The 25616-nt window shown below is 70.1% G+C and carries 22 protein-coding genes and 2 pseudogenes; 20 read left to right on the top strand and 4 right to left on the bottom strand.

Going from position 1 to position 25616, the window contains the following annotated elements; translation table 11 throughout:
- The first annotated feature begins 2 nt into the window (after positions 1-2).
- The 11 genes from cdd to F1643_RS07420 all read left to right on the top strand — a co-directional run bounded on the left by cdd (position 3) and on the right by F1643_RS07420 (position 12093).
- Positions 3-422, top strand: a complete 420-nt coding sequence (gene cdd, locus F1643_RS07470) for a cytidine deaminase (protein ID WP_194912319.1) — start codon at positions 3-5, stop codon at positions 420-422.
- A 15-nt stretch (positions 423-437) separates the two neighbouring features.
- On the top strand, positions 438-1271 hold the full coding sequence (locus F1643_RS07465; protein WP_194912318.1) for a purine-nucleoside phosphorylase: 834 nt from the start codon (positions 438-440) through the stop codon (positions 1269-1271).
- A complete protein-coding gene (deoC, locus tag F1643_RS07460; protein ID WP_194912317.1) occupies positions 1268-2107 on the top strand; it encodes a deoxyribose-phosphate aldolase in 840 nt (279 codons plus the stop codon). The genes F1643_RS07465 and deoC overlap by 4 nt, the downstream gene beginning before the upstream one ends.
- A 3-nt stretch (positions 2108-2110) precedes the next feature.
- Positions 2111-3430, top strand: a complete 1320-nt coding sequence (gene deoA / locus F1643_RS07455) for a thymidine phosphorylase (RefSeq protein WP_194912316.1) — start codon at positions 2111-2113, stop codon at positions 3428-3430.
- Positions 3427-5172, top strand: coding sequence for an ATP-binding cassette domain-containing protein (locus F1643_RS07450; RefSeq protein ID WP_370540508.1), 1746 nt, complete (start codon positions 3427-3429; stop codon positions 5170-5172). The genes deoA and F1643_RS07450 overlap by 4 nt, the downstream gene beginning before the upstream one ends.
- Positions 5169-5870 carry an ABC transporter ATP-binding protein gene (locus F1643_RS07445; protein WP_194912315.1) on the top strand — a complete coding sequence of 234 codons (702 nt, stop codon included), beginning with the start codon at positions 5169-5171 and terminating at the stop codon, positions 5868-5870. The genes F1643_RS07450 and F1643_RS07445 overlap by 4 nt, the downstream gene beginning before the upstream one ends.
- A gap of 126 nt (positions 5871-5996) precedes the next feature.
- Positions 5997-7352, top strand: a complete 1356-nt coding sequence (locus F1643_RS07440) for a hypothetical protein (protein WP_194912314.1) — start codon at positions 5997-5999, stop codon at positions 7350-7352.
- 61 nt (positions 7353-7413) lie between these two features.
- The gene (locus F1643_RS07435; RefSeq protein WP_194912313.1) at positions 7414-9255 is read left to right on the top strand and encodes a chloride channel protein; all 1842 of its coding nucleotides are present in this window, start codon (positions 7414-7416) and stop codon (positions 9253-9255) included.
- A 173-nt stretch (positions 9256-9428) separates the two neighbouring features.
- Positions 9429-10181, top strand: a complete 753-nt coding sequence (locus tag F1643_RS07430; RefSeq protein WP_194912311.1) for a sensor histidine kinase KdpD — start codon at positions 9429-9431, stop codon at positions 10179-10181.
- 17 nt (positions 10182-10198) lie between these two features.
- Positions 10199-11677, top strand: a complete 1479-nt coding sequence (locus F1643_RS07425) for an ATPase domain-containing protein (RefSeq protein ID WP_206692391.1) — start codon at positions 10199-10201, stop codon at positions 11675-11677.
- Between the two features lie 8 nt (positions 11678-11685).
- Complete coding sequence (locus tag F1643_RS07420) at positions 11686-12093, top strand: response regulator (RefSeq protein ID WP_194912309.1); 408 nt, start codon at positions 11686-11688, stop codon at positions 12091-12093.
- A gap of 19 nt (positions 12094-12112) precedes the next feature.
- Here F1643_RS07420 and F1643_RS07415 read toward each other — a convergent pair whose 3' ends face one another.
- Complete coding sequence (locus F1643_RS07415) at positions 12113-12532, bottom strand: hypothetical protein (RefSeq protein WP_194912307.1); 420 nt, start codon at positions 12530-12532, stop codon at positions 12113-12115.
- Positions 12533-12717: 185 nt separating this feature from the next.
- On the opposite strand from F1643_RS07415, the gene F1643_RS07410 reads away from it, so the two are divergent.
- Complete coding sequence (locus F1643_RS07410) at positions 12718-13572, top strand: tellurite resistance TerB family protein (RefSeq protein WP_194912305.1); 855 nt, start codon at positions 12718-12720, stop codon at positions 13570-13572.
- A gap of 37 nt (positions 13573-13609) precedes the next feature.
- Here the strand turns inward: F1643_RS07410 and F1643_RS07405 are convergent, their stop codons facing one another.
- The 3 genes from F1643_RS07405 to F1643_RS07395 are packed head-to-tail and all read right to left on the bottom strand — an operon-like array spanning position 13610 to position 15348.
- Positions 13610-14077 carry a DUF1810 domain-containing protein gene (locus F1643_RS07405; RefSeq protein ID WP_194912303.1) on the bottom strand — a complete coding sequence of 156 codons (468 nt, stop codon included), beginning with the start codon at positions 14075-14077 and terminating at the stop codon, positions 13610-13612.
- A gap of 38 nt (positions 14078-14115) precedes the next feature.
- Positions 14116-15186: a serine hydrolase gene (locus tag F1643_RS07400; protein WP_194912301.1), complete on the bottom strand. Its 1071-nt coding sequence runs from the start codon at positions 15184-15186 to the stop codon at positions 14116-14118.
- A 24-nt stretch (positions 15187-15210) separates the two neighbouring features.
- Positions 15211-15348: a hypothetical protein gene (locus F1643_RS07395; RefSeq protein ID WP_194912298.1), complete on the bottom strand. Its 138-nt coding sequence runs from the start codon at positions 15346-15348 to the stop codon at positions 15211-15213.
- A gap of 181 nt (positions 15349-15529) precedes the next feature.
- On the opposite strand from F1643_RS07395, the gene F1643_RS07390 reads away from it, so the two are divergent.
- From F1643_RS07390 to F1643_RS24545, 8 genes and pseudogenes are all read left to right on the top strand, one after another.
- Positions 15530-17050 (top strand): PfaD family polyunsaturated fatty acid/polyketide biosynthesis protein, encoded by a 1521-nt coding sequence (locus F1643_RS07390; protein ID WP_255542525.1) that lies wholly within the window; start codon positions 15530-15532, stop codon positions 17048-17050.
- A gap of 176 nt (positions 17051-17226) precedes the next feature.
- Positions 17227-18623, top strand: a pseudogene (locus F1643_RS24560) (beta-ketoacyl synthase N-terminal-like domain-containing protein); the annotation flags it as partial.
- Between the two features lie 300 nt (positions 18624-18923).
- Positions 18924-19736, top strand: a complete 813-nt coding sequence (locus F1643_RS24555) for an ACP S-malonyltransferase (protein WP_370540512.1) — start codon at positions 18924-18926, stop codon at positions 19734-19736.
- The gene (locus tag F1643_RS07380) at positions 19685-22555 is read left to right on the top strand and encodes an SDR family oxidoreductase (protein WP_194912294.1); all 2871 of its coding nucleotides are present in this window, start codon (positions 19685-19687) and stop codon (positions 22553-22555) included. Before F1643_RS24555 ends, F1643_RS07380 begins: the two co-directional genes overlap by 52 nt.
- The gene (locus F1643_RS07375) at positions 22530-23132 is read left to right on the top strand and encodes a beta-ketoacyl synthase N-terminal-like domain-containing protein (protein ID WP_194912293.1); all 603 of its coding nucleotides are present in this window, start codon (positions 22530-22532) and stop codon (positions 23130-23132) included. Before F1643_RS07380 ends, F1643_RS07375 begins: the two co-directional genes overlap by 26 nt.
- A complete protein-coding gene (locus F1643_RS07370) occupies positions 23017-24222 on the top strand; it encodes a polyketide synthase (protein ID WP_255542523.1) in 1206 nt (401 codons plus the stop codon). The genes F1643_RS07375 and F1643_RS07370 overlap by 116 nt, the downstream gene beginning before the upstream one ends.
- Before the next feature lie 23 nt (positions 24223-24245).
- Positions 24246-24317 (top strand): annotated as a pseudogene (locus tag F1643_RS24550) (hypothetical protein); the annotation flags it as partial.
- A gap of 71 nt (positions 24318-24388) precedes the next feature.
- On the top strand, positions 24389-25567 hold the full coding sequence (locus F1643_RS24545) for a hypothetical protein (protein ID WP_370540513.1): 1179 nt from the start codon (positions 24389-24391) through the stop codon (positions 25565-25567).
- Positions 25568-25616: the final 49 nt, after the last annotated feature.

Genomic DNA, 25616 nt, shown 5'->3' with positions numbered 1-25616 from the left:
CCATGACCGACACGCCCGAGCTGGCACACCTGATCGAAGCGGCCCGCGCCGCGCGCGAGAACGCCCACGCCCCTTATTCCAAGTTCAAGGTGGGTGCGGCGATTCTCGGCGAATCGGGCCGCATCTTCGCCGGGTGCAATGTGGAGAACGCGGCCTATCCGCAGGGCCAATGCGCGGAATCGAGTGCCATCGGCGCCATGGTCACCGCCGGCGACCGCCGCATCCTCGCCATCCTGGTGATGGGCGGCGAGACCGGAGCGGAGGACATCTGCACCCCCTGCGGCGGCTGCCGCCAGCGCATCCGCGAATTCGCGACCCCGGAGACGCCGATCCACATCTGCGACCCGGCCGGCCTGCGGCGGAGCTTTCCGCTGGAGACCCTGTTGCCGGAATCCTTCGGCCCAACCAATTTAGCCTTCTAAGCGGAGTTTCCCGACATGACCGCAGCCCGCGCCGCCGCGGACATCCTTCACCGTGCCTCCGGCCATCGGCCGCGGGTCGGCATCGTGCTGGGCTCCGGCCTGGGCGGCATTGCCGACCGCATCGCCGATGGGGTCGCCATCCCCTACACCGACATCGCCGGCTTTCCCGTGCCCAGCGTGTCCGGCCATGCCGGGCGGCTGGTGGTCGGGCGGCTGGGCGGGGTGGAGGTCGCCTGCATGCAGGGCCGTGTCCACGCCTATGAAGGCAACGGCTTCGACGCGCTGAAGACCGCGGTGCGGGCGCTGAAGCTGGCCGGATGCGACACGCTGGTTCTGACCGCCGCCGTCGGCTCGCTGCGGCTGGAGGTCGGGCCGGGCCGGCTGATGGCGATCAGCGACCATCTGAACCTGCTGGGCGCCAACCCGCTGACCGGTCCGAACGACGAGGCCTTCGGCGACCGCTTCCCCAGCATGACCGACGCCTGGGACCCGGAGCTTCGCGGCCTGCTGAAGGACGTGGCGGCCGGCCTGTCCATCGATCTGGCCGAGGGCGTCTATGCCGCCTATCCCGGCCCGTCCTTCGAGACGCCGGCAGAGGTGCGGATGATGAAGCTGTTGGGCGCCGATGCGGTCGGCATGTCCACCGTCCCGGAATGCATCGTCGCGCGCCATTGCGGCCTGCGGGTCGTCGGCTGCGCCGTCGTCACCAATCTGGGCGTCGGGCTCGGCGACGGGCCGGTCGACCATCACCAGACCCTGACCGCCGCATCGGCGGCAGCTGCCGACCTGGAACGCCTGCTGGTCGGTTTCCTCGAACGCCTGCATGAAAAGGACGGGTCCCGGTCATGAAACTGTCTGCCGACCTGCAAAGCGCGCTCGACGCCAGCGCCAACGCCCCGTCCGACGCCGATCTGGCGCGCCGTGCCGTGGGCATGCTCGACCTCACCAGCCTGAACGGCGACGACACCGACCGCGTGGTGGAGGCTCTCTGCGCACGCGCCGTCACGCCCGTGGGGCCGGTCGCCGCGGTCTGCGTCTGGGCGCGCTTCGTGCCCACCGCCCGCAAGGCGCTGGAGGGCACGCCGGTGAAGGTCGCCACCGTGGTGAATTTCCCCACCGGCGAGGCCGACGCCTCCTCGGTGGCGGCGGAGACCCGGCGCGCCATCGCCGACGGGGCGGACGAGATCGACGTGGTGCTGCCCTACAAGGCCTTCATCGACGGCGCCCGCACCCAGCCGATGAACGTCGTGAAAGCCTGCCGCGAGGCCTGCGCCGACAAGGCGTTGATGAAGGTCATCCTGGAATCGGGGGCTTTCCCCGATGCCGACCTGCTGGCCTGGGCGGCGCGCGACGCCATCGCCGCCGGTGCCGATTTCCTCAAGACCTCCACCGGCAAGACCCAGCCGGCCGCCACCCTGCCGGCGGCGGCGGTGATGCTCGACAGCATCTATGAATCGGGCAAGACCGTCGGCTTCAAGGCCTCCGGCGGCATACGCGACGCGGCGGAGGCGGCGCGCTATCTGGCGCTGGCCGACCACATCCTGGGCGATGGCTGGGCGACGCCGCAGACCTTCCGGTTCGGCGCCTCCAGCCTGCTCGACGCGCTGCTGGAGGCTGCCGGGCATAGCGGACGGGAAGGCGAGCGGGAAGGCGAGCGCGAACCGGCCCCGGCGGGAGGATACTGAGGCATGCTTCCGCAGGAGATCGTCCGCGCCAAGCGCGACGGCCAGCCGCTCGACGCCGCCACCATCCAGGACTTCGTCCGCGGCATCACCGATGGCCGCGTCTCGGAATCGCAGGCCGCGGCCTTCGCCATGGCCGTCTTCTTCCGCGGCATGAGCCTGGACGAACGGGTGGCGCTGACCCGCGCCATGCGCGATTCGGGCACGGTGATGGAATGGCGGTCGCTGGGCCTGCCGGGTCCGGTGATCGACAAGCATTCCACGGGGGGTGTCGGCGACAAGGTCAGCCTGATCCTGGCGCCGATGCTGGCCGCCTGCGGCGGTTTCGTGCCGATGGTGTCGGGGCGGGGTCTCGGCCACACCGGCGGCACGCTCGACAAGTTCGAGAGCATCCCCGGCTATCGCGCCAAGCCCGACAACGAGTTGCTGCGCCGGGTGGTGAAGGAGGTCGGCTGTGCGGTGATCGGCGCCACCGACGACATCGCCCCGGCCGACAAGCGGCTCTACGCCATCCGCGACGTGACGGCGACGGTCGAATCGCTCGACCTGATCACCGCGTCGGTCCTGTCGAAGAAGCTCGCCGCCGGGCTCGACGCGCTGGTGATGGACGTGAAGTTCGGCACCGGCGCCTTCATGCAGCGGTTCGAAGATGCCGAGGCGCTGGCGGACAGCATCGTCACCGTCTCCAAGGGGGCCGGACTGCCGGCGGTCGCCCTGCTGACCGACATGAACGAGGTGCTGGGCCGCAGCGCCGGCAATGCGCTGGAGATGCGCGAATGCCTCGCCATCCTGCGCGGCGAGCCAGCAGACCCGCGGCTCTACGAGGTGACGGCGGCGCTGGCGGCCGAACTGCTGGCGCTTGCCGGGCTGGCGCCGGACGCCACGGCCGGACGCGCCATGGCCGACCGCTCCATCGCCAGCGGCGAGGCGGCGGAAAGGTTCGCCCGTATGGTGACGGCGCTGGGTGGGCCGGCCGACCTGCTGGAGCAGCCGGACCGCCATCTGGAAAGCGCGCCCATCGTGCGCCCGGTCTTCGCCGAGCGCAGCGGCTTCGTCGGAGCCATCGACACCCGCGGCGTCGGCATGGCGGTGGTGGCGCTGGGCGGCGGCCGGACCAAGACCACCGACGCCATCGACTTCGCCGTCGGCTTCGACGAGGTGGCCGGGCTGGGCGACACGGTGGGTCCGGGTGAGCGGCCGCTGGTTATCCTGCACGCCCGCACGGAGGCGCAGGCCGACGAAGCCGAACGCCGCCTGCGCGCGTCGGTCACGGTGACGGATACGGCGCCGACGCGCGGTCCGCTGATTGCGAAGCGTCTGGGGTGAGGGATAACGTCTTTTCCCGAGGCGAGGGCTATATCGGGGTGGAAAATCTGGCGCTGCTCGCAGGCGCCCTCGCCCTGCCGGTCTACGCGCTCGCCTTCGCCTCTCCCTATGGCCTGCGCGTGCTGACCGTTGCCGGTGTCTATGCGCTGGCGACCTTCGGATTCCAGATCGTCTTCGGGCTCGGCGGCGCGCTGTCCCTCGCCCAGGGCGCCTTCTTCGGTGTCGGCGCCTATGTGACCGGCATCCTCGGCAGCCGCTATGGGTTGGGCTTCGAGGCGACCTTTCCGCTGTCGATGCTGGTTCCGCTCCTGCTGGCGCTGCCGGTCGGGCTGGCGGTGCTGCGGCTGGAGTCGCACTATTTCGCCCTGGCCACGCTGGGCATCGCGCAGGTGCTGCATTTGCTGGCGGTCAACCTGCCGGAGCTGACCGGAGGCTCCAACGGGCTGGCCGGCGTGCCGGCGGTGGTGCTGTTCGGGTGGACGGTGCCGCGTGGGCTGCCGATGGCGGGGCTGGTCTGGGGGCTGGTGGCGCTCGGCGGTCTGGCGGGGTGGCGGTTGGCGCGCGGGAGGCTCGGGCGGTCGCTGACCATGCTGCGCGACGATCCGCTGGCGGCGGGAACGCTGGGGCTCGACGTCGGGCGGCTGCGGCTGACCGCCTTCGGCATCAGCGCCCTGTTCGCCGGAGCGGCCGGAGCGCTGGCGGTCCACACCCAGCGCGTCGTCTCGCCGGAGGTGCTGGAGTTCCCGGTCATGGTCTCCATCCTCACCATCGCCATCGTCGGCGGGCGGGGGCGGATGGCCGGGGCGGTGCTGGGCGCGGTGCTGCTGCTGCATCTGCCGGAATGGTTCCGCTTCATGGAGCGCGGCTATCTGGTCGTCTACGGAATGGCCCTGCTGCTGACCGTTCTGCTGGCGCCCGACGGTCTGACCGGGCTGCTCGACCGCGCAGCCGGACGCCTGTTCGGCCGCACCGCCCGTGCCCTGCCGGAGGCGCGCGAACCGCCGCAGCCACCCGCACCGGCGGACGGGCTGACAGTGGTGGGGCTTGCCAAGTCCTTCGGCGGCGTGCGCGCGGTGTACGGCGTGTCTCTGGAGTTGCGGCCGGGCAGCATCACCGGGCTGATCGGTCCCAACGGGTCGGGCAAGACCACGCTCATCAACCTGCTGTCGGGGCTGGAGCGGCCCGATGCCGGACGGGTGCGGCTCGGCAGCCGGGACGTCACCGGTGCCCGCGCCGACCGTCTGGCCCATGCCGGGCTGGCCCGCAGCTTCCAGGCGGCGATCCTGCCGGAGGGGACCAGCGTGCTGGAGGCGGTGGCCGCCGCCCGTCTGGCCTTCGATCCCGACGCGGCGACGGCGGAGGCGCATGCCCGCTGGGCGCTCGACCGGCTGGGGGTGGGCGACCTTGCGGGACAGAGCTGCGACGGCTTGCCGGCGGCGCTGCGGCGGCGGGTGGAACTGGCCCGCGCCCTGGTCCGCCGGCCGGCGGTCCTGCTGCTGGACGAGCCGGCCGCCGGGCTGACCGACGGCGAGAAGGCGGAACTGGCCGCCCTGCTGCGCCAACTGGCGGGGGAGGGGATGGCGGTCCTGCTGGTGGAGCATGACATGGGCTTCCTGCTGCCGCTGGCAGGCCGGGTGCTGTGCCTCGACCGCGGGCGGGTGATCTATGACGGGCCGGCCGATGGAGTGCGCCGGGATGCGACGGTGGCGGCGGCCTATCTGGGCCGCGCGGGGGCGGCATGAGTGCTTTGCTGTCCATCCGCGACCTGACTGCCGGCTATGGCGGGGTGACGGCGCTCGACGGGGTTTCGCTGACCGTCGCGGCGGGCGAGACGGTGGCGCTGCTCGGCGCCAACGGGGCGGGGAAGTCGACGCTGCTGAAGGCGCTGCTCGGCCTCGTGCCGGCGCAGGGAGACCTGCGCTTCGACGGCGGCGACCTCTCCCCGCTGGCGACGGAGGCGCGGGTCCGGCGCGGCATCGGCTATGTGCCGGAGGGGAGGCGGGTCTTCCCCGGAATGAGCGTGCGCGACAATCTGGAGGTTGCCGGCCTGCCGGCCGCCCGCGAGCGCGCGCTGGATGTCGAGCGTGTCTTTGCCCTGTTTCCCGACCTCGCGGGCAAGAGCCGGGAAAGCGCCTGGCGCCTGTCCGGCGGCCAGCAGCAGATGCTGAGCCTCGGCCGCGCGCTGATGGGCCGGCCGCGCCTGCTGCTGCTGGACGAACCGTCGCTCGGCCTGTCACCCAAGCTGGCCGACGAGGTCTTCGCCGCGGTCGGCCGCATCGCCGCCACCGGCACCGCCGTGTTGCTGGCCGAACAGAGTGCGGCGCGCGCCCTGACGGTCGCCCCGCGCGCAGTCCTGCTGCGGCTGGGCCGCCTGGTAGGGGACGGGCCGGTGGCGTCGCTGTCGGAAAAGGTGCTGCGCGAGGCCTTCTTCGGCGTTTAGCCCAAATCCCCTGCGTGTCCTGTGCAACAGGTGTCTGCCTCCTGCAACAGGATGGGCGGTTGGGCTTGCGGATGGGGGCGGGCGCGGATAGCTTCGCCGCCACGACCATCTATGGATTACCTCGTCATGACCGCCCGTTCCGCCGCTTCGCTGTCCGCGCTTCTCCTGCTGGGTGTGGCGTCGGCGCCGGCGATGGCCGAACTGGTGCCGGTCGAGCCGAGCATTCCCCCCGCAGTCTATTACGGCCTGCCGGTGCCCGAGGCCGAAATCGTGACCCCGGGCGCTCCGGCGCAGGACGTCAAGCCGGGTGAAAAGCCCGGTGAAAAACAGGGTACCGCGACGCCGGCCAAGCCCGATGGGCCGGGCGAACTGATCGAGAGTTGGGACGGCGGCGCTGCCAAGAAGAAAGACGGCAGCTTCGCCTATTGCGTGGCGGAGGGGGAATTCACCTCCGGCCATGTGCTGATGTTCGCCCGCAGCCCCAAGGGCGAGACCAACATCGGCATCGGCATCCCTGGCGCCGACCTGCCCAAGGGCGGCGAATGGCCGGTCACCATCGAGGTGGATAGGAAGCTGAAGCGCGAACGGGTGGCCATCGCTTCGCAGCCGGACATGCTGGTGGTTTCCAACGGCAAGGACGAGGAACTGGTCAACGCCCTGATGGGCGGCAGCGAACTGGTGGTGTCGTCGGCCACCGACCGCATCGCCTTCAAGCTGTCCGGCACCAAGAAGGTGCTGGGCGACCTGAAGACCTGCGTCGACAAGGGAGGCAACGTTCCGCCGATCAAGGTCGCTGCCGGCCGCCCGGCTGAGAAGAAGAACCGCCTGCCGGAAGGGCTGGACAGCCTGCTGACCGCAGCCGGCGTGCATGACGCCGAACTGGTCCCGATGGACAAGATCCCGCAGGAGCGCCGTCCGGCCGACGTCGCCTGGCGCTTCGGTCCGATCGTCGGCGGCATCCGCGAGCGCGCGGTGGGTGAGGACGCCAAAATCGACGAATTGTCGGACGGCTTCGCCGACGCGATGAAGCAGCGGTGCGAAGGCACCCCGACCGTCAGCCTGAACCCGTCCGAACAGGCCGGTTCGGTCTGGCTGCGCACTGGCTCGGTCGATTGCGCCATGCCTCAGGGCAAGCTGCACGTCACGCTGAACTTCCTGCTGTCGCAACGCCGCCTGTTCACCGTGATCTTCCACGAGGCGGCCGAACCGGACGAGCCGCTGGCCGAGAAGGTGCGCGACAACCTCACCCATGTTCTGCGCCGTGCCGGCACCGCTCCGGCCGCCGCTACGGCCACAGCGCCGGCCACAGCGCCGGCCACAGCGCCGAGTGATACCGCGCCCGCCAATCCGCCGGCTGCAACGTCTGCAGCCCCTCCGGCAGGCGAGGCTGCTCCCTCCGCTGCTGCGCCCGCCGCATCGCAGGCGGGGTCCGCTCCGCCGACGGTGAAGCCGCAGGCGAAACCGCAGCCGGGCAAGTCCTGACGGAACACACGCCCGTCCGGCCCATTGTCCAAGGACGGATGGGCCATCAGTCAGCGTGATCATGCCGGACAATTCCACTTCCATCGACGGCGTGGGCGACAACGCCCGCGCCGGCAGCGACCCTTATGCAGTGCTCGACGCGTCGGCTGCGACCACGTTGTCCGACCGTTGGAGCGTGCGCGACAGTGCGCTGGCCGTGGTGGTGCTTGCCGGCCTTGTCGGCGGCGCGGTCGGGCTGGCGGTGGGATCGCTGCACGAGGCGGTCCTGCTTCTGCAGGCGCTGGCCTTCGATCTGCCGGAGGGGGAGAAGCTGGGGCAGGGCGTGCCCGACCTGCTGCGGACGCTGGGCGTGCCGGTTGCGGGCGGGCTGCTGCTGGGAATCCTGTCGATGCTGTTCCGGCGCTGGCGCCCCAACGACATCGTCGACGCGGTGGAGGCGAACGCGCTGTATGGCGGCAAGATGTCGCTGATCGACAGCCTGCGCCTGACGGTGACGACCGCGCTGTCCAACGGATCCGGCGCGTCGGTGGGCATGGAGGCGGCCTATACCCAGGCGGGCGCCGGTCTCGCCTCCTCCCTCGGGCAGCGGCTGCGGCTGCGCCGCGCCGATCTGCGCACGATGGTCGGCTGCGGGGCTGCAGCAGCAATTGCCGCCGCTTACCACGCGCCGCTCGCCGGGGCCTTCTATGCCTTCGAACTGGTGCTGGGCGGCTATACGCTGGCGGTGCTGGCCCCGGTCGGCGCGGCGGCGGCGCTGGGGGTGGCGGCATCGGCCTTGCTGACCGGCGGCGAGGCGCCGCTGGCGCTCGGCCGGCCGGTGGAGATCGCCGGCTGGGATTATGCCGCCTGCGGCGTGGTCGGCTTCCTGGCCGGCTGGCTCAGCATCCTCGCCATGCAGGCGGTGACGGTGGCGGAGCGCGGGTTCAAGCGCCTGCCGGTCCCCCGCTGGATGCGCCCGGCGGTGGGCGGGCTGATGGTCGGCGGGCTGGCGCTGGCAGTGCCGGCGGTGATGGGCAGCGGTCCCGGCGCAGTGCCGCCGGAACTGGCGGGCGGCGCGCTGGCGCTGGCGCTGACGCTGGTGGCGAAGATCCTGGCGTCGGCCGTGTCGCTGGGATCGGGCTTCCGCGGCGGCCTGTTCAGCGCCTCCCTGTTCATCGGCGGGCTGTTCGGCGGCCTGCTGAGCATCGCCACGGCAAGCTTCCTGCCGGAACTGGGGATCGACGGCGGTCTTCTGCTGCTGGTCGGGATGGGGTCGGTCGCCGCGGGCGTCGTCGGCGCGCCGGTCACCATGGTGCTGCTGGTGCTGGAGACGACGCAGGATTTATGGGCAGCCTCGGGCGTGCTGATCGGGGTGGTGCTGTCCACCACCGTGGTGCGGCAGGCCTTCGGCTACTCCTTCGCCACATGGCGCTTTCACCTGCGCGGCGTGCCGATCCGCGGCGCCTACGACATCGGCTGGCTGTCGGAACTCACGGCATTCCGGCTGATGCGGCGCGACGCCAAGACGGTGCCCGCCACCCTGACGGTGGAGGCGCTACGCCGCCTCTACCCGCTGGGCTCCACCAAGACGGTGTTCGCGGTCGACGAATCCGGCAGATATGCCGGATTGATCGACATGTCGCAGATCCATGACCCCGACCAGGATGCGGAGGCCACCGAAGCCCGCGTCGGCACGCTCGCCAGCAAGGCGGATGCCGTTCTGATGCCCGGCGACGACGCCCGCACCGTGCTGAACCGCTTCGGCACGGCGGAGGTGGAGGCGCTGCCGGTCCTGTCCTCCCCCACCGACCGGCGCATCATCGGCTATGTGACGGAGTCCTTCGCGTTGCGCCGCTATTCCCAGGCTTTGGAGCGCCAGCGCGGCGAGGATCTGGGCGAACGCGGGCTGTGGGGGCGCGATTAGTGCGGACGGCGGGAGGGTTCCGCGGCACGCGAAAGGATCCAAGCAACATCCGGCATATGTCGCTTGGATCCTTTCGCGTGCCGGGGCAGCTGTTATCGTGTCCGACGATGTCGAATGAGCGGTAGGGAGCGTCCTGTGAACGAACTGGTTGCCTTCCTCAGTTGCAACGGTCCATGACGCCTGAGGAGCAACTCAGGGCCCGCGTCGTGGAATTGGAGGAGGCCGTGCGTGCGCGCGATGCCTTTCTGGCCATTGCCGCCCACGAACTTCGCAACCCGATGTATGCGCTGAGCCTGCTGTTGGATTCGGCGCACCGGATGGCGAAGCCCACCGGCAACGAAGAACTGGTGCGGGCGCTGAAGCGCGCCACGCTTGCACTGCAGCGCTATGTGGAGCGTGCGACCACGCTGCTCGACGTATCGCGTCTCAACGCCGGGCAGGTCGATCTCCACATCGAGCCGGTCGATCTGAGCGAGGTGGTCAGGCAGGCGGCCGAAGGCTACGCCGCGGAAGCCGCCCATACCAAGGCGATGATCCGCCTTGCCCTGCCGGACCGCCTGCAGGGATGGTGGGACCGGCTGGCGATGGAGCAGATCGTCGGCAACCTGCTGTCCAACGGGATCAAGTACGGGGCGGGCAATCCAGTCGACGTGACCCTTGCGCAGGAGAACGATGAGGTATGCCTGAGCGTGCGTGACCACGGCCCCGGCATTCCGGTCGAAGCGCAGGAGCGCATCTTCGGGCAGTTCGAACAGGTCGTCTCCGGGCAGACGCGGGCCGGCTTCGGGGTCGGGCTGTGGCTGGTTCGATCGTTGCTGCAGGCGCATGGCGGTAGTATCGACGTGGACAGCAGGCCGGGTGAGGGGTCCACCTTCACGGTCCGGCTGCCATTGGACGCAACACCGAAAGAACCTCGGACCTCATGATGGACGATCGGCAAGGCATGGAACTCGAACGGGTGCCGAGCGGAATCGCAGGGCTGGACACCGTGTTGCGGGGCGGCTTTCTCAAAGGTGGCGTCTACATCATCCAGGGTGTCCCCGGCGCCGGGAAAACCATCCTGGCCAACCAGATGTGCTTCAACCATGTCGCCGCCGGCGGCCGGGCGGCCTATGTCACGCTTCTGGCGGAATCGCACAGCCGGATGCTGCAGCATCTGCGCCCGATGCGCTTCTTCGACGAGACGGTCATTCCCGACCGCCTCTACTACATCAGTGGCTTCGGCACGCTGGAGGATGACGGGCTGAAGGGGCTGCGCGATCTGCTGCAGCGGGAGATCCGCAAGCACCGCGCAAGCCTGCTGATCCTCGACGGTCTCGTCGCGGCGCAGGAGACCGCCGCGTCCGACCGCGAGTTCAAGAAGTTCATTCACGAAGTCCAGATGTATGCGGCGATGAACGACTGCACGGTGCTGCTGCTGACGAGCGGCAATCCCGGGCCGGTTCGCGCCGAGCACACCATGGTCGACGGGCTGGTCGATCTGGACGACCGGGTCTACGAGGTGCGGACCGAGCGCAGCCTTCAGGTCCGCAAGTTCCGCGGCAGCGGTTCCCTGCGTGGCCGCCATCCCTTCCGCATCACCGGCGACGGGCTGGTGATCTACCCGCGAATCGAGGCGCAATTCGCCGTCCCCTCACATCTCGAACAGCCGGTGGGCGCACAGGTCGCCACCGGCGTGGAGGGGTTGGACCGGATCGTCGGCGGCGGCACCTTCGCGGGCACCACCACCGTCCTGATGGGGCCGACGGGGATCGGCAAGACCAACATCGGCATCCATTTTCTGTCCCGATCCAGCGCGGCGGAACCCGGTCTGCATTTCGGCTTCTACGAAACCCCGGCCCGGCTGCGGATGAAGGCGGCGGCGCTCGGCATGGATCTGGAAGGGCTGGAGGCGCAGGGCGCCCTGGAAATCCTCTGGCAGGCACAGGGTGAGAACGTCCTGGACGAGTTGGCGCACACCATGCTGGACGCCATCCGGCGCCGGGGTGTCCGGCGCCTGTTCGTCGACGGGCTGGACGGCTTCATGGAATCCTCCGTTCATCCGGAGCGGATGAGCCGCTTCTTCTCGACCCTGTCGAACGAACTGCGCGGCCTGGGGGTCACCGCCTTCTTCACCTGGGAAACACGGGATCTGATCGGCGCGCCGTTGCAGGCGCCGATCTACGGCGTCTCCGCGCTGGTCGAGAACATGATCGTCCTGCGCTATGTCGAGGTGGAGGCCCGCACGCGGCGTCTGCTGGCCGTCGCCAAGCTGCGCGACAGCGGGTTCGATCCTGCATTGCAGGAATTCCGGATCACGGACAAGGGCGTTGAGATCATTGGCCCCTTCAACGGTTATGAAGGGATGCTCAAGGGGTACGCGCGCTCTTCGGACAATCCCGGACTGCCGGGGTCGTTCTCGTCAAAACGCCCGTCGCGGTAGGGGGGGGCGTGAAAACCATCCTGCTGGTCGAAGATGAATTTGGCATCGCCACGGTGCTGGGCTCCATCCTCGAAGAGGAGGGATATCACGTGTTGGTGGCGGCCAACGGCCAGCAGGCGCTGAGCCGGCTGGCCGAGGCCCCGGCCGTTCCGGATCTCGTCGTCACGGACTACATGATGCCGCTGCTGGACGGCGTCGGCCTTGCCCGCGCCTTGCGGGACGAGGCCGCCTGGCAGAACATCCCCATCGTCATGATGAGCGCCCTGCCGGAGGCGGCGGTGAGGCAGGAGTTCGACGACTACAGGGCCTTCCTGCGCAAGCCCTTCTCGATCCCTGCGTTCCTCCATCGCGTCACCACCATCCTGGAGGAGGAGCAGACGGACGCCCCGGCCGCTCCGTCCGCCCCGGAAACCTGAGCCTTCCTTCGGCAGCGGCTCACCCGCCGTGGAAGCCCTTCAGCCGCTCCTCGCCGCGGCCGATGTCGGATTTGAAGTGTCCCTTTCTGGCGGCTTCCAGGACGTCGTCGATGAAGCTGCGGTATTCGTCGGCGGCCTCCCCCGAACTGTTCCCCACCGGCGCGACCGAACCGGCATAGGTGTTGCCGTCGGCGGCGGTGGAGTCGTGAAGGCTGAAGGCGGGGACGAAGATGGTGTCCCCTTCGGGGTTCCCTTCCGCCACATGGTGTGAAGCGCGGGAGATTTCGACTTGCCCGGCGGCATCGGGGGCGGAGAGGATCTTCACGCCGTGGACGACAGTCGCCTTGCTGCGCGCGTTCGACGCCGCGTCCTGTTCGAAGGTATGGCGGTCATAAATCCGTTCGATGGTCGACCGGTCATTGATGTTGGCTTTGGCCATGTCTGTCTCCCTGTGGTCGGACTGGGTAACAGCCATGGTCGCATCGGGTCCCCTGCAATGCCGCATGCCCGAGCGAAAAGTTCGTGGTGCGGAATTTTTGGTATTTCAAACTCAGCCCACCGCCCGAACGGAACGCCGTCTGCGCTGTTGACTGACCATCGACGGAATTCGAGTGGGAGAGCGAAATGGCCGATCTGCAACGTATCCTCGGCACCATGCTGGCGACCGGGATGGGAGGGCGCAGCCACGGCGGCATGAACGCCATGGGGTCCGTGCTCGGCAACAGTGGCTTCGGGGCCGGTGTGCCGGGTGGCGCCTTCGGTGCCGCATCCGGGAACCGCGGCATGGGCGTCGGGTCGGTCGCCGGTCTGGGGGCGCTGGGCTACCTCGCCTTCAAGGCCTTCCAGGAGCGCCAGCGGAACCAGACCGGTGCTGCGGGCCAGGGCGCCCAACCGGCCAGCCGGCAAGCAGGCAGCCCGTGGGGCGATACCGGCGGTATCCTGGGCAGCCTGTTCGGCGGCGGTGCAGCCGGTTCCACGGGTTCTTCCGGAAGCACTCAGGCGGGCGGCCAGGGGAGCGGCCAGGGGAGCGGCCAGGGGGGTGGGTCGCTGTCCGACCGCCTGTCGCAGGTCTTCGAGTCCCGCAGCACGCCGCAGGCCGAAGACCGTGACGACGGCGCCTATCCTGCCGTCGCCATGGAGGACCAACAGGCGCTGCTGCTGATCCGCGCGATGATTGCCGCGGCCAATGCCGATGGGGAAATCACGCCGGACGAGCGCCGGCACATCCTGGGCACCCTGGACGAAGCCGGAGCCGGAGCGGAGGAACGGCGCATCGTCGAACAGGAACTCGACCGGCCCCAGCCGCTGGACTCGCTGCTCCAGTCCGTGAAGGATCAGCAGACGGCGGAGCAGGTCTATCTGGCGTCGCGGATGGCGGTGAACGAGCAGTCGGAAGCGGAGCGCTCCTACCTGCAATATCTCGCTTCCCGGCTGAAGCTCGACCCGCAGCGCGTTCAGCAGATGAATCAGGCGGCCTGAAGGGAGGCGGCCTGAAGCACGCTTTCCGTCCCTTCCCTCACATGCGTGGGGGAGGGGGCGGTGCTCCGGCCAGTGCTCCCGCCAGCGTCACGGTCGCATCGTCCATCCGGCCGTCGCACCAGCGGACCAGCGCCTCGTGGTACGCCGAGTCCGCCTGTCCGGCGGCCAGCGCGAAGAGGGTCATGGAAGAGCGGAACTTCATGTCGTCGGGCGAACCGAATATCTCGTGCAGCGTCCCTCCCTGCACCCCAAGCACAGCGCGCGTCGCCTGCTCCAGGCGGGCCCCGAGTGTGGGATGGGCCAGATATGCCTTTGCCTCGTCGAGGGAGGCGATGCCGTAGAACCCGGCGGTGGCGGAGCGGCCGAGCCCGCGCAACTGCGGGAAGACGAACCACATCCAATGACTGCGCTTGTGTCCGTTCCGCAACTCGTCGAGCACGGTTGCGAAGACAGGCTCCTGCGCGCTCAGAAAGCGCTGGAGGTCGAATGGGTCGTCGGTCCGCATGTCGCCGCTCCTTCTTCCAGTGGGCAGTGCGGCGCCGCTCAGGCCTGCTCTGCCGCGGGCATGATATGGCCGGTCAGCAGGGCGCCCAACTCGCCGACATAGCCGTCCGACCGCGCCGGCCGGGCGGGATCGGAGGTGACGACGACGGTCAGTCCGAGCGACGGCACCAGATACAGCATCTGCCCGCCATAGCCGCGGGCATAGGCGATGCGATGACCGTTCGACTCCGCCAGGAACCAGCCATAGCCGTAGGCGTCGCCGGAATAAGGAGAGCGGGTCCGCGGCACCCAGGATGCCTGCGCCCAGGCCTCGCTGACCACGCGGCGGCCATCCCAGACGCCGCCGCGGCTCCACATCTCGCCGAAGCGGAACAGGTCCAGCGGCGATAGCACCATGTTGTTGCCGCCCAGATAGAAGCCCTGCGGATCGCGCGTCCAGCCCGCCAGTTCGATGCCGAGCGGCCGGCCCAGCCACTCCCGCGCCAGGACAAGCAGGCTGCGTCCGGAGACCCGGGCCAGCACCGCGCCCAATATGTGATAGCTGCCGGTCGAATAGATCATCCGCTCGCCCGGCTCGGTGACGAAGGGACGGCCGAGCGCATCGGCGACCCAGCTGCGGCTTTCGATCCAGCGGCCGTAACCCGGCCCGGAGGTCGGTTCCAGCCCGGCCTGCATGGTGAGAAGCTGCGCAATGGTGATTCGGCCCACCCGCGGATCCGCGTCCTTGGGAATCAGCCCCGGCGCCACCTCGCGGAGCGTCGCATCGACATCGCCCAACAGGCCGTGGTCGAGCGCGATGCCGGCCAGCGAGGCGACGATGGTCTTGGACACCGATTTGACGTTCACCGCGCGTTTGACGGGCGGTCCCCGGAAGGCCTCCGCAGCCACCACGGTGCCGTGCCGTCCGATCACCAGCGCATGAAGCTGATCCAGAGTCGCGGCCCGGTCGAGCGCGCGGGTCAGCAGTGCCTGATTCAGTGACGTGCCGGCGGCTGGCATCCCGGCAGCCGCGGCGTGGACGGGGCGTGGCAGCAGAAAGCCGACGGGGGCGGCAGCCGCGGCGGCGAGGATGGTGCGCCGGTCCGGCGCGGGTCGGGGTGTCGGCTCCATGCCCAGCCATATGGTTGTGGCGTTTCACAATCCAAGCCTGTGCGGAGCGGCTTTCCAAATACGCGCAAAGCTTTGTCCGCCTTCCGGCAGCCGCAACGCTTCGGTGGAATCGTTTAAAGCGGGTAAATATATTTCCAGAGTGAAATAAACTTTATCCTTCATGAAATCCAATTCATGCTTGCCATGCCTCAAGAGTGGTAAGTAATAAAACTTCTGATGGGAGTTCTTTGATTAGGGCACCCTGATGCCGTGCCGGGTGTGGGGACGACGGCCCGGAAGGCTCATGTTCGGATCTCCCGCCCTGGGGGATGGGTAAAGGCAATATTCGGGTGTCGATGTGGACATGAATTACCGGGAGACGGCGGTGCCGCCGCGTACATCGGCGACGGCAGGCTTCGATCCGTCTCCGCTTCTGGAAATGGCCCAGAGGATTCGGGAGCCGCTTTACATCGTCAGGAACCAGGACGGCCGTCTGGGAGCCTCGACCCGGCCGCCGGATTTCACGGCGGAGCGGCTGGAGCCCGTCGCCACCCTGCCGCCGCTCTATCCGGAATGGCTGGGGGATCGCAGTTTCCAGGAAGCCCACGGCTGCCGCTTCGCCTATGTGGCGGGCGAGATGGCGCGGGGGATCGCCACGCCGGCGATGGCCGCCGCCGCCGCCCGCGCCGGTCTGCTCGGCTTCTACGGCAGCGCCGGCCTGTCGCCGCAGCGGGTGCAGGAAGGCATCGCCGAAACCCGCGCGGCGCTTGGGCCGCAGGCGTCGGGCTGGGGCGCCAACCTGATCCACAGTCCCAACGATCCCGCCCTGGAAACCGCGGTCAGCCGCCTGTTCCAGCAGCAGGGGGTGCGGCGCGTTTCGGCCTCCGCCTTCATGGCGCTGACCCCATCGGTGGTGGAACTGGCCGCCAAGGGGTTGAGCCGCGATCCGGCCACCGGCGCGGTCCGCCGCCTGACCCACATCTTCGCCAAGGTCTCGCGGGCCGAGGTTGCCCGCCAGTTCATGGCCCCGGCGCCGCAACGCATGCTGGCCGATCTGGTGGCGCAAGGCATCCTCACCGCTGGAGAGGCCGAACTTGCCGCCGCCATTCCGGTGGCCGAGGACATCACGGTGGAGGCGGATTCCGGCGGCCACACCGACAATCGCCCGCTCACCGTCCTGTTCCCGATCATCCAGCGCCTGCGCGACGAGATGGTCGCCGGCCACGGTTACGACCGCAACATCCGCGTCGGTGCCGCCGGTGGACTGGGCACCCCGGCTGCCTTGGCCGGCGCCTTCGCCATGGGGGCCGCCTATGTCGTCATCGGTTCGGTGAACCAGTCGGCGGCGGAGGCGGGGCAGCCGCTGTCGGTCCGCCGAATGCTGGCCGACATTTCCAGCACAGACGTCACCATGGCGCCCGCCGCCGACATGTTCGAGATGGGCGTGAAGGTCCAGGTGATGAAGCGGGGCACCATGTTCCCCTTCCGCGCCCAGCGGCTGTACGAGCTGTACCGCCGCCATTCCGGCCTGGACGACCTTCCCGCGGCAGAGCGCGCGACTCTGGAGCGGGATGTCTTCCAGGCTCCGCTGGAGGAGATCTGGCGCCAGACCCGCGAGCATTTCGCCATGCGCGACCCGGCGGAGCTGGCGCGCGCCGAGGCCGATCCCCGTCACCGCATGGCGCTGGTCTTCCGCTGGTACCTGTTCAACGCAGCCCGCTGGCCGATGCTGGACGACGGCGCCCGGCGCCATGACTTCCAGGTCTGGTGCGGCCCGGCCATGGGCGCCTTCAATGACTGGGTGAAGGGCAGCTTCCTGGAGGCGGCGGACAAACGCACGGTCGAACAGATCGCCCGCAACTTGCTGGAGGGGCCGCCGTGGTGACCCGCGCCCAGCAGATGCGCAGCGTGGGCCTGCCGGTTCCTGCCGCGGCCTTCACCTGGGTGCCGCGCCGGCTCGCCTGATTTGCCTTTAAGCCCGCTTCCGCCCCAATCCCCATCCGAACATCCGAGACCGCCTTGAAGAACCGTCACCCCATCGCGATCGTCGGCATCGGCGCCATGTTTCCGGGTTCCGGCACCACGCACGGCTTCTGGCGCGACATCCTCGCCGGCCGGGACTGCATCGGCGACGTGCCCGCCACGCATTGGCTGGTGGAGGATTTCTACGACCCGGACCCCGCGGCGCGGACAAGACCTATTGCCGCCGCGGCGCCTTCCTGCCGCCGGCCACGCTGGATCCACTGGAGTTCGGCATCCCGCCCCAGGCGCTGAGCGCCACCGACACCGCCCAGCTGCTGGCGCTGATCGTCGCCAAGGAGACGTTGGACGAGGCCTGCCGCACCCAGTTCCGCGACATCGACCGCAGTCGGACCAGCATCGTGCTGGGCGTGGCGTCCGCCACCGAACTGGTGGGCACCATGGGGGCGCGGCTGCAGCGGCCGGTCTGGGTCAAGGCCCTGCGCGAGGCCGGCCTGCCGGAGGAGGAGGTGACGGCCATCTGCGACCGCATCTCGTCGCACTATGTGGAGTGGCAGGAAAGCAGCTTCCCCGGCGTGCTCGGCAATGTGGTGGCGGGGCGCATCGCCAACCGGCTCGACCTCGGCGGCACCAACTGCGTGGTGGATGCCGCCTGCGCCAGTTCGCTCTCGGCGCTGCTGATGGCGATGAACGAGCTGGAGCTTGGCCATTCCGACATGGTCATCAGCGGCGGCGTCGACGCGCTGAACGACATCTTCATGTACATGTGCTTCAGCAAGACGCCGGCCCTGTCCAAGAGCGGCGATTGCCGGCCCTTCTCCGACGCGTCGGACGGCACCATCGTCGGCGAAGGGCTGGGCCTGTTCGCCCTGCGCCGGCTGGAGGATGCCGAGCGCGACGGAAACCGCATCTATGCCGTCATCCGTGGGATCGGGTCGTCGTCCGATGGCCGCGCCACCAGCGTCTATGCCCCGCGGCCGGAAGGGCAGGCGGTCGCATTGCGCCGGGCCTACGCCGATGCCGGCCATGACCCGCGCAGCGTCGAACTGGTCGAGGCCCACGGCACCGGTACCCGCGCAGGCGACCTCGCCGAATTCACCGCGCTGACCCAGGTGTTCCGGGAAGCCGACGCGGAAGCCGGAGCGTGGTGCGCCATCGGCTCGATCAAGTCGCAAATCGGCCACACCAAGGCCGCCGCCGGTTCCGCCGGGCTGCTGAAGGCGGCGCTGGCCCTGCATCAGAAGGTGCTGCCGCCCACCATCAAGGTCGAGCGACCGGACAGCCGTCTGAATCTCGAGAGCGGCCCCTTCTACCTGAACACCCGTGCCCGGCCGTGGGTGAAGGCGGATGGTCCCCGCCGCGCCTCCGTCAGCTCCTTCGGCTTCGGCGGCAGCAACTATCACGTGGCGCTGGAGGAATATACCGGACCGCGAGCCGCGTCCCGCCTGTGGGCGGGCGGCGCGCTGCTGCTGGTGGGGGGCGCCGATGCGCGGTCCCTGGCCGATGCGGCGCGCACCCTCGGTGCACGCGTGGAGAAGGAAGGTCTGGAGGCGGTCGCCCGCGACAGCCAGATCGCCTTCGATCCGCGGTCGCGCCACCGCCTCGCCATCGTCGCCGCCGATGCCCGTCAGTTCGAGGCGCGTCTGGCGACCGCGCTGACGCAGACGGGTAATTTCAACGCTCCCGGCATCCATCTGGCGGTGGGCGAGGGCGGAGACAAGGGTGGAGGCGGCAAGGTCGCCTTCCTGTTCCCCGGCCAGGGCAGCCAGTATGTGAGCATGGGTGCCGATCTGGCCGTGGCCTTCGACGAGGCCCGTGCCGTCTGGGACGGGCAGGCCGCCCTGCCGGCCATGCCGGGCCAGCCGCCGCTCCATCGCGTGGTCTTCCCGCCGCCCGCCTTCACCCGCGAGGAGGTGGAGGCGCAGGAGGCATCCCTCACCCGGATGATCCACGCCCAGCCCGCCATCGGAACGGCGAGCCTCGCCCTGCTGGCTGTGCTGGAGCGGGCCGGAATCCGCGCCGACGCCGTGGCCGGCCATTCCTTCGGCGAGATCACGGCACTGTGCGCCGCCGGTGTCCTCGACCGCAACACCGCGTTGTCTCTGGCCGCAGAGCGTGCCCGCTGCATGGAAGAGGCCGCAGCCGGCAGCGACGGAGCCATGATCGCGGTTGCCGCCGGTCGCGAGCGTGTCGAGCCGCTTCTGCAGGGACTGGACGTGGTGCTGGCCAACGACAACGGTCCGGAACAGGTGGTCCTGTCCGGTGCGCGGGCGGCAATCGACGGTGCCGCAACCCGGCTGGAGGCCGAGGGGCTGCGGGTGGTCCGGCTGAAGGTCGCCAGCGCCTTCCACTCGCCGGTGGTCGCGCAGGCCGCAGAGACCTTCCGCACCGTCCTTGACGGCACGGCGTTCGGGTCTTTTGCGATCCCCGTCTATGCCAACCTCACCGCCGCCACCCTATGGCGCCGCCGAGGTCCGCGACCTGCTGGCCGGGCAGATCGCCGGCACGGTCCGCTTCCGCGAGACGGTCGAGACGCTCTATGCCGACGGTGTCCGCACCTTCGTGGAGGTCGGGGCCGGGTGCGGTGTTGAGCGGTCTGGTGGCGCAGTGCCTGGGCGATCGTCCGCATCTGGCGGTGGCCCTGGACCGGCGCGGCTCCAACGGCGTCGCCTGCCTGCTGGAGGGGTTGGGCGCGCTGGCGGTGCATGGCCTGCCCGTCGACTTCCAGGCGCTGTGGACCGGCTTCACCGAAGAGCGCAAGCCCAAGCCCGCATCGCCCGCCGCCGTCCGGATCAGCGGCGCCAATTTCGGCAAGATCTACCCGCCGCCGAGCGGGGCCGCGGCATTGCCGAAGCCCAACCCGCCGCGCCCCGCCGTTGCGTCGCCCGCGCCGATTCCCCTGGTACCGGCTAAATCCACCCCGGTCCACTCCCCGTCCATCGAAGAAGCTCCGACCATGGTCACGAACTCTCCCGCTCCGCAGCCGGCGCCCATCCCCGTCGCGACCGCACCGGTTGAGACGATCTATCACCATGTCGCCGACGCCCATGCCGCCTTCCAGCGCGCCATCGCCGAAAGCCATCAGGCTTTCCTGGCGGTCGCCGGTCAGGCGATCCAGAGCCTCAGCGGGGTGCCGGTCCAGCAGGTGGTGGTGACCGCACCGGCGGCACCGTTCGTGCCGGCCGCGCCCGCCATCGCTGCCCCGGCCATGCAGACGCCGACGCCGGCACCGCTGCCGCCGGCCGCGCCGGTTATGCCGGTGCAGAGGCAAGCGCCCGCTCCGGTGGCCCCGCAGCCCGTCGCCGCAGCCAAGCCGCAGCCGGTGGTGGCGCACGCCGCGCCTGTGCCCACGCCCGTTGCTGTTGCCGTTCCCACTCCGCCCGTGGTCAATGCCAGAGACATCGTGCTGGCGGTGATCGCCGACAAAACCGGCTACCCGGTGGACATGCTGACGGCGGAGATGGAGCTTGAGGCCGGTCTGGGCATCGATTCCATCAAGCAGGTAGAGATATTCTCGACCCTGCAGGAACGCATCCTGGCGCTGGGCGACGCCGACATGCGCGAATTGAACGCGCTGAAGACAATCGGCCAGATTCTCGCCATGGCCGACAGCCGCAGCGGAGGCGCCCCCGCACCGGCACCCGCGCCAGCACCAGTTCAGGCGCCCGTGGTGGCGGCCGCGGCTCCATCGGTCGATGTCGGCGCGCTGTTCATGGGGCTGGTGGCCGAGAAGACCGGCTATCCCATCGAGATGCTGAGCCCTGAAATGGAACTGGAGGCCGGCCTCGGCATCGATTCCATCAAGCAGGTCGAGATCTTCTCGGCCCTGGTCGATCGCCTGCCGGAACTGGCCTCGGTCGAGATGCGCGAATTGACCGCGCTCAAGACGGTGGGCGCAGTGATCGCCCGCATCAAGGGCGACGCCCCGGCCGCCCAGCAAGCGCCGGTCCCGCAGACGCAGGCCCTGCCCGCGTTATCGGCCGGCACCCTCCGCACCTGCTCGGTCCTGGAAGAGCGGAAAGCGGGCGGTGCCGACATGCTGCGCGGCCTGACCAGCGTCGCCGTCGTGCCGGATTCGTCCGGTGTCGCCGCCGAGCTGGTGGCGCTGCTGTCGGCCAAGGGCATTGCCGCCCGGATTGCCGACCTGCCGGGCGGGCAGGATGACGCGGTGCTGTTTCTGGCCGGGCTCGACGGCGCCGATGCCGCTTCGGCCGCCGACCTGCATTGGCGGGCGCTCGCCGTGGCGAAGGCCGCCGACGCCCGTTTGGGCAAGATCGGCGGGGCCTTCGTCACCGTCGAGAAGGGCGGCGAGGCATGGCTGGGGCTTGGCGGCCTCGTCCTGACGGCGGCCCATGAATGGCCGGCGGCGCGGGTGAAGGCCATCGAGTTGGAGCCGGGAAGCCGCTCCGCCGCCGAACTCGCCCGTGCGCTCGCCGCCGAGATCGCCATCGGGGACGGCGATGCGGAGGTCCGCCTCGCCGCAGACGGCAAGCGTCTCGTGCGCACTCTGCGCCAACATGAGGCGGCAGACGGTCCGCTGCCGCTGCAGGAGGGCGCGGTGATCGTCGTTTCCGGCGGGGCGCGCGGCGTGACCGCCGTGGCGCTGGAGCAGCTGTCCCGCCGCGTCCGTCCGACCCTGGTCATTCTGGGCCGCAGCGATCCCAACGCGGCACCGGTTCTGCCGGGCATGGCCGAGGATGCGGACGAGTCCACCATCCGCCGGGCGGTGATCGCCGGTCCCGGTGCCGGCCGGCAGCCGCGCGAGATCGAGGCTATGGTCAAGGCCATCCTGTCCGCCAACGAGGCGCGCGCCACCATCCGCCGGCTGGAAGCGGCGGGTGCGCGCGTCCGCTATTGCCGTGCCGACGTGCGCGACGCCGCGTCGGTCGCGCAAGCGCTGGTGGCTGTCCGTGCCGAGGCCGGGCCGATCTCCGGCATCGTCCATGGCGCCGGCGTGCTGGCCGACAAACGCATCGCCGACAAGACACGCGACCAGTTCGACGCCGTCTTCGGCACCAAGGTGGGGGGCATTGCCAATCTGCTGGCCGCCACCCGCGAGGATCCGTTGCGGGTCATCTGCCTGTTCTCCTCCATCGCGTCGCTGCACGGCAATGCCGGGCAATGCGACTACGCCATGGCCAACGGCGTTCTGAACGCTGTCGCGCGGGCGGAGGCGGCCCGCCGGCCGGATTGCACGGTCAAGGCCATAGCCTGGGGGCCGTGGGACGGCGGCATGGTCGGACCGGCGCTGAAACAGCATTTCCGCCGCATGTCGGTCGAGCTGATCGCACCGGCTGACGGCGCCGACTTCATGCTGTGCGAACTGGCCCAGCCGCCGGCCGGCGAGGCCGTCGTCTCCTGCATCGGGCGTTCGGCCGCCGCGGGTGCTGCCGTCGGACGGGCGGCATGAACCGGTTCCCGCCATCGCCATCATCGGCCATGGCTGCGTGCTGCCCGGCGCCCTTGGTCCGGCGGAGCTATGGCAGGCCGTCGTCGAGGGGCGGGATTTGTTGCGTCCGGTGCCGCCGGGCGTCTGGCGTGTCGATACCGCAAAGGCGCTGTCGCCCCAGGCGCCCGAGCGCTCGGCGACCGACCGGGGCGGCTATGTGCAGGGCTTCGACGCCATCTTCGACCCCAACGGTTTCGCCTGCCCGGCGGAGGAGTTGGGCGGGCTCGATCCGTTGGTGCTCTGGCTGGTCCACAGCGGGCGCGAGGCGCTGCGCGAGGCCGGGCTGGACATCGCCCAGCGCGGGCGCTGCGGCCTGATCGCCGGCAACCTGTCCTACCCGACCGCCAGCCTCAGCGCCTATGCCGAATCGGTCTGGCTGGACCGGGAGGGACCGAAGCCGGCCAACCGCTTCTCGTCGGGGCCTGCCGGCGCAGCTGGCCGCCCGTGCCCTTGGCCTTCAGGGGCCGGCCTTCTGCCTGGATGCCGCCTGCGCGTCCTCGCTCTATGCCGTCAAGCTGGCCTGCGACCAGTTGCATGACGGTCACGCCGACCTGATGATGGCGGCGGGCGTCAACCGTGGCGACGACCTGTTCCTGCATATGGGCTTCACCGCGCTGAACGCGCTCAGCCCCACCGGCCGCAGCCGGCCCTTCCACCGCGAGGCCGACGGACTGATCCCCGCCGAGGGGGCGGCCTGCGTGGTGCTGAAGCGGCTGGACGATGCGGTGCGCGACGGCAACCGCATCCTCGGCGTCATCCGCGGCATCGGCCTGTCCAACGACGGGCGCAGCCGCGGCTTCCTCGTTCCCGACGCCGGTGGGCAGGAGCGCGCCTTGGCCGCGGCCTACACTCAGGCGGGTTTCGGGCCGGAGACGGTGTCGCTGCTGGAATGCCACGCCACCGGCACGGCGCTGGGCGACGCCACCGAGATCGCCAGCATGGGCCGGGTCTTCGCCGAGCTGAGGGATGTGCCGATCGGGTCGCTGAAGTCCAACCTGGGCCACCTGATCGCCGCCGCCGGTCTGGCCGGCATGGTCAAGGTGATCCAGGCGATGGCGGCCGGCATCCGCCCGTCGACTCTCCATGCCGATGCGGCACCGCTGGACGTCATCGGCGCCTCGCCCTTCCGTCTGCTGGACCGCGCGGAGCCGTGGGAAGCGGAAGGGCCGCGTCGGGCCGGCATCAGCGCCTTCGGCTTCGGCGGCAACAACGCGCATCTGGTGCTGGAGGAATGGCGGCCCGCCACCGTCTCCGTCCCGGTCGCCGTTCCCCCGCCGCCCTTTCGCGTGGCCGTCGTCGGGCTCGCCGTCGTCACTGCCGCCGATGACTTCGCCGCGGCGCTGGCCGCTCCACCGGCGGAAGACTCTCCGCGCGCCTTGGACAGCATTACGCTGGATCTCGCCGCCACCCGCGTCCCTCCCGCCGACCTGCAGCATGCCCTGCCGCAGCAGCTTCTGGCGATGAAGGCGGTGGCCCGCGCCGTCGCCGATGCGCCGGCCCTGCCGGCGGCTACCACCGGCGTGCTGATGGGCATGGGCTGCGACGCCGAGGTGGCGCGGCGCGGCCTGGGCGTGCGGCTTGCCGACCTGTGTGCTCCGACGCCAACGTGGATCTCGGTCCCCCGCTGAACGCGGCCGGCGTCATCGGCACCATGCCCAACATCGTCGCCAACCGCTTCAACGCCCAGTTCGACTGGCGCGGTCCCAGCCATTCGGTGTCGGCGGAGGAGCTGTCGGGCATCGCCTCGTTGCGCATCGCCGCCCGCGCCCTGGTGACGGGAGAGCTGACGCGGCGGTGGTCGGCGCGGTCGACCTGTCTTGCGAGCCGGTGCACCGCAGGGCGCTGGCCGCTCTGCGTCCCGATCTCGACACGCCCGGTGACGCCGCCGTCGTCCTGGTGCTGCGCCGTGCGGAGTGCGCCGAGGCCGCCGGCGAGCCGATCCACGCCATCCTCGACCTGTCCTCCGCCACCGGAGCCGAGTTCACCATCGCCGGGCCGCAAGGGGCGAGCCCCGTCACCCGCCGCTTCGGCCATGCCCATGCGGCGTCGGGTCTGCTGCATGTGGCCGCCGCCGTCGTCGCCTGCCGCGGACGCATGAAGCCCGGGGAGGGCGCCGCCCAGCCCTGGCTGGATTCCGGACGCCTGCGCGCACGCGTGCGCGTCGAGGCGCTGGGCGGAGCGACCGACGGGCTATTGGTGGAAAGCGGCGATGTCTACGAACCGGTCATATTGCCGCCGGCCACGCGCCTGCGCTGGTTCGCCGCCGCCGACCGGGCGGAGCTGTGCGTGCGAATTCGGCGCGGCGAGGATGGCGGGCAGGGTCCGGTGCGGCTGGCCTTCGCCTGTCCGGCCGGCAAGGAGGCCGAGACCCTGTCCCGCGCGGTGAGCGTTGCCGAGGGACGGGAGGTCGCCGCCGGCGGCATCCATTTCGGCGAGCGGCCGCTCGGTGGCGGTCTGGCGCTGGTCTTCACCGGGGCTGCGGCGGCTTACGAGGGGATGGGACGCGAGCTTTTCTTGTCGATGCCCGATGTCGGCCGGGGCGTGACCGCGCGCTTCCCCATCCTCGCCCATGCGGCGGAGCGGCTGTACGGATCGACCGAGCCGCTCGACGCCATGGCGCAGCTGCAGACCTGCGCCCTGATCTGCCAGACCCATGCGGAGGTGAGCCGCGGTGTCCTCGGCCTGCGGCCCGATGCGGTGATGGGGCTGTCCTCCGGCGAGACCAACGCGCTGTTCGCTGGCGGGGGTGTGGTGGGACATGGGCGCCATGTTCGCGGAGATCGACGCGTCGGGCATCTATGGCCGCCATCTGACCGGCGACTGCCTTGCGGCCGCGCAATCCTGGGGGCAGGCGGGTGCCGCAGACTGGCGCAACTGGCGCCTGCTGGCCCCGATCGAGGAGGTGGAGGCGGCACTGGCCGGTCTGCGACGGGTTGTCGATCACCATCGTCAATGCTCCGCAGGATTGCGTGATCGGTGGCGACGCCGACGCCTGCCGTCAGGTGATCGCCCGCATCGGGGC

The organism is Azospirillum sp. INR13 (genome assembly GCF_015390205.1).
In the GTDB taxonomy this organism is placed as follows: Bacteria; Pseudomonadota; Alphaproteobacteria; order Azospirillales; family Azospirillaceae; genus Azospirillum.
Note: the sequence above shows the minus strand (reverse complement) of the source record. Positions and strands in the feature narration are given on the sequence as shown.

What these genes read in the sequence shown, in the direction of transcription:
- F1643_RS07440 (WP_194912314.1), top strand. Translation starts at nt 5,997, where the DNA reads ATGACCGCCCGTTCCGCCGCTTCGCTGTCCGCGCTTCTCCTGCTGGGT.
- F1643_RS07430 (WP_194912311.1), top strand. Translation starts at nt 9,429, where the DNA reads ATGACGCCTGAGGAGCAACTCAGGGCCCGCGTCGTGGAATTGGAGGAG.
- F1643_RS07410 (WP_194912305.1), top strand. Translation starts at nt 12,718, where the DNA reads ATGGCCGATCTGCAACGTATCCTCGGCACCATGCTGGCGACCGGGATG.
- F1643_RS07445 (WP_194912315.1), top strand. Translation starts at nt 5,169, where the DNA reads ATGAGTGCTTTGCTGTCCATCCGCGACCTGACTGCCGGCTATGGCGGG.
- F1643_RS07415 (WP_194912307.1), bottom strand. Translation starts at nt 12,532, where the DNA reads ATGGCCAAAGCCAACATCAATGACCGGTCGACCATCGAACGGATTTAT.
- F1643_RS07465 (WP_194912318.1), top strand. Translation starts at nt 438, where the DNA reads ATGACCGCAGCCCGCGCCGCCGCGGACATCCTTCACCGTGCCTCCGGC.
- F1643_RS07425 (WP_206692391.1), top strand. Translation starts at nt 10,199, where the DNA reads ATGGAACTCGAACGGGTGCCGAGCGGAATCGCAGGGCTGGACACCGTG.
- cdd (WP_194912319.1), top strand. Translation starts at nt 3, where the DNA reads ATGACCGACACGCCCGAGCTGGCACACCTGATCGAAGCGGCCCGCGCC.
- F1643_RS07435 (WP_194912313.1), top strand. Translation starts at nt 7,414, where the DNA reads ATGCCGGACAATTCCACTTCCATCGACGGCGTGGGCGACAACGCCCGC.
- deoC (WP_194912317.1), top strand. Translation starts at nt 1,268, where the DNA reads ATGAAACTGTCTGCCGACCTGCAAAGCGCGCTCGACGCCAGCGCCAAC.
- F1643_RS24555 (WP_370540512.1), top strand. Translation starts at nt 18,924, where the DNA reads ATGGGTGCCGATCTGGCCGTGGCCTTCGACGAGGCCCGTGCCGTCTGG.
- F1643_RS07395 (WP_194912298.1), bottom strand. Translation starts at nt 15,348, where the DNA reads ATGAAGGATAAAGTTTATTTCACTCTGGAAATATATTTACCCGCTTTA.
- F1643_RS07390 (WP_255542525.1), top strand. Translation starts at nt 15,530, where the DNA reads ATGAATTACCGGGAGACGGCGGTGCCGCCGCGTACATCGGCGACGGCA.
- deoA (WP_194912316.1), top strand. Translation starts at nt 2,111, where the DNA reads ATGCTTCCGCAGGAGATCGTCCGCGCCAAGCGCGACGGCCAGCCGCTC.
- F1643_RS07380 (WP_194912294.1), top strand. Translation starts at nt 19,685, where the DNA reads ATGCCGACGGTGTCCGCACCTTCGTGGAGGTCGGGGCCGGGTGCGGTG.
- F1643_RS07405 (WP_194912303.1), bottom strand. Translation starts at nt 14,077, where the DNA reads ATGCGGACCGACGACCCATTCGACCTCCAGCGCTTTCTGAGCGCGCAG.
- F1643_RS07400 (WP_194912301.1), bottom strand. Translation starts at nt 15,186, where the DNA reads ATGGAGCCGACACCCCGACCCGCGCCGGACCGGCGCACCATCCTCGCC.